We start from the raw sequence: 2,597 nt of genomic DNA, 5'->3' as shown, positions 1-2,597 counted from the left end.
TCGGGTCTAATGCTAGCAACTACTCGCCCAGTTAAGACTCGGTTTCCCTACGGCTCCCCTATGCGGTTAACCTTGCTACTAACATTAAGTCGCTGACCCATTATACAAAAGGTACGCGGTCACCCCACAAAGGAGGCTCCCACTGCTTGTACGTAGACGGTTTCAGGTTCTATTTCACTCCCCTCACAGGGGTTCTTTTCGCCTTTCCCTCACGGTACTGGTTCACTATCGGTCAGTCAGGAGTATTTAGCCTTGGAGGATGGTCCCCCCATGTTCAGACAAGATATCACGTGTCCCGTCCTACTCGTTTTCACGACTAAGGCGCCGTCGGTTACGGGGCTATCACCCTTTATTGCCAGGTTTTCCAACCTGTTCACCTAACGCCTAAGCCGCTTAAGGGCTGCTCCGGGTTCGCTCGCCGCTACTGCCGGAATCTCAATTGATTTCTTTTCCTTCGGGTACTTAGATGTTTCAGTTCCCCGAGTTCGCCTCTTAGCGCTATATATTCACGCTAAGATACCTGCTTATGCAGGTGGGTTTCCCCATTCGGACATCGATGGCTCAAATGCTTCTTACCAGCTCACCATCGCTTTTCGCAGGTTAGTACGTCCTTCATCGCCTCTGACTGCCAAGGCATCCACCGTCTACGCTTAATCACTTAACCATACAACCCCAAGAGGTTTTATTTACGGCGAGATTGTCTAAAAAAGAAATCTGCGTCGCAAAACCACTCAGTGTTGAATCATCAACCAATTAAGGTTTTGTTTTTGCCGGACTCAAAATAGAGACTTTGCTTATCAAATAAGACAAAGCCCAAGCACACTTGATTGTGTGAGTGACATTTCTGTCACTGATTGAGAACTTTACTGTCATTCTTTAAGAATGACTTGTCAGCTTTCCAGATTGTTAAAGAGCATGTGATTCTATCAATACGATAAACCACTTTATTTTTTGCTTTCAGACAGCACTCATCGCAACAGGCGTCAACTGCTGTAAAAACAAAGAGTAAAATGGTGGAGCTAAGCAGGATCGAACTGCTGACCTCCTGCGTGCAAGGCAGGCGCTCTCCCAGCTGAGCTATAGCCCCATTTTGTTGTAGTGCTTTTCTCTTGCAGAGAAAATGGTGGGCGATACCGGGCTCGAACCAGTGACCCCCTCCTTGTAAGGGAGGTGCTCTCCCAACTGAGCTAATCGCCCATCTTTCAGACTTGGTGGAGCTAGGCGGGATCGAACCGCCGACCTCTTGCATGCCATGCAAGCGCTCTCCCAGCTGAGCTATAGCCCCGCGTCTGAGAAATGGTGGGTTGTACAGGATTCGAACCTGTGACCAATTGATTAAAAGTCAACTGCTCTACCAACTGAGCTAACAACCCAATGGCGTCCCATAGGGGAGTCGAACCCCTGTTACCGCCGTGAAAGGGCGGTGTCCTAGGCCTCTAGACGAATGGGACACGCTGATATGTTTGGGAACACATCCTCTTTAATGCTTCAACCTATACAATCTGTGTGAACACTCGCAACAATAGCGTCAGTAAGGAGGTGATCCAGCCCCAGGTTCCCCTAGGGCTACCTTGTTACGACTTCACCCCAGTCATGAACCACACCGTGGTAAACGCTCTCCCGAAGGTTAAGCTATCTACTTCTGGTGCAGCCCACTCCCATGGTGTGACGGGCGGTGTGTACAAGGCCCGGGAACGTATTCACCGTGGCATTCTGATCCACGATTACTAGCGATTCCGACTTCATGGAGTCGAGTTGCAGACTCCAATCCGGACTACGACAAACTTTAAGGGATTCGCTCCACTTCGCAGCTTCGCTGCCCTCTGTATCTGCCATTGTAGCACGTGTGTAGCCCTACTCGTAAGGGCCATGATGACTTGACGTCGTCCCCACCTTCCTCCGGTTTATCACCGGCAGTCTCCCTGGAGTTCCCACCTTTACGTGCTGGCAAACAAGGATAAGGGTTGCGCTCGTTGCGGGACTTAACCCAACATTTCACAACACGAGCTGACGACAGCCATGCAGCACCTGTCTCAGAGCTCCCGAAGGCACCAATCCATCTCTGGAAAGTTCTCTGGATGTCAAGAGTAGGTAAGGTTCTTCGCGTTGCATCGAATTAAACCACATGCTCCACCGCTTGTGCGGGCCCCCGTCAATTCATTTGAGTTTTAACCTTGCGGCCGTACTCCCCAGGCGGTCTACTTAATGCGTTAGCGCCGAAAGCCAAAGTCTAAACCTCAACCTCCAAGTAGACAGCGTTTACGGCGTGGACTACCAGGGTATCTAATCCTGTTTGCTACCCACGCTTTCGCATCTGAGCGTCAGTCTTTGTCCAGGGGGCCGCCTTCGCCACTGGTATTCCTTCAGATCTCTACGCATTTCACCGCTACACCTGAAATTCTACCCCCCTCTACAAGACTCTAGCCTGCCAGTTTCAAATGCGGTTCCGAGGTTGAGCCCCGGGCTTTCACATCTGACTTAACAAACCGCCTGCATGCGCTTTACGCCCAGTAATTCCGATTAACGCTCGCACCCTCCGTATTACCGCGGCTGCTGGCACGGAGTTAGCCGGTGCTTCTTCTGCAGCTAACGTCAAG

5 tRNA genes and 2 rRNA genes are annotated in these 2,597 nt (G+C 50.8%); all 7 read right to left on the bottom strand.

Annotated elements, in window-relative coordinates:
• Positions 1-664: ribosomal RNA gene (locus tag EHW58_RS15525) — 23S ribosomal RNA — on the bottom strand; the annotation flags it as partial.
• A 347-nt stretch (positions 665-1,011) separates the two neighbouring features.
• Positions 1,012-1,087, bottom strand: a tRNA-Ala gene (locus tag EHW58_RS15520).
• A 34-nt stretch (positions 1,088-1,121) separates the two neighbouring features.
• Positions 1,122-1,197 (bottom strand) — tRNA-Val (locus tag EHW58_RS15515).
• 12 nt (positions 1,198-1,209) lie between these two features.
• Positions 1,210-1,285, bottom strand: a tRNA-Ala gene (locus EHW58_RS15510).
• A gap of 12 nt (positions 1,286-1,297) precedes the next feature.
• Positions 1,298-1,373, bottom strand: a tRNA-Lys gene (locus EHW58_RS15505).
• A gap of 2 nt (positions 1,374-1,375) precedes the next feature.
• Positions 1,376-1,451: transfer RNA gene (locus tag EHW58_RS15500), tRNA-Glu, on the bottom strand.
• 81 nt (positions 1,452-1,532) lie between these two features.
• Positions 1,533-2,597, bottom strand: a 16S ribosomal RNA gene (locus tag EHW58_RS15495); the annotation flags it as partial.

Origin of the sequence: Salinivibrio sp. VYel1 (genome assembly GCF_009377945.1) — a bacterium.
In the GTDB taxonomy this organism is placed as follows: Bacteria; Pseudomonadota; Gammaproteobacteria; order Enterobacterales; family Vibrionaceae; genus Salinivibrio; species Salinivibrio siamensis.
This window is presented reverse-complemented; position numbering and strand designations above follow the sequence as displayed.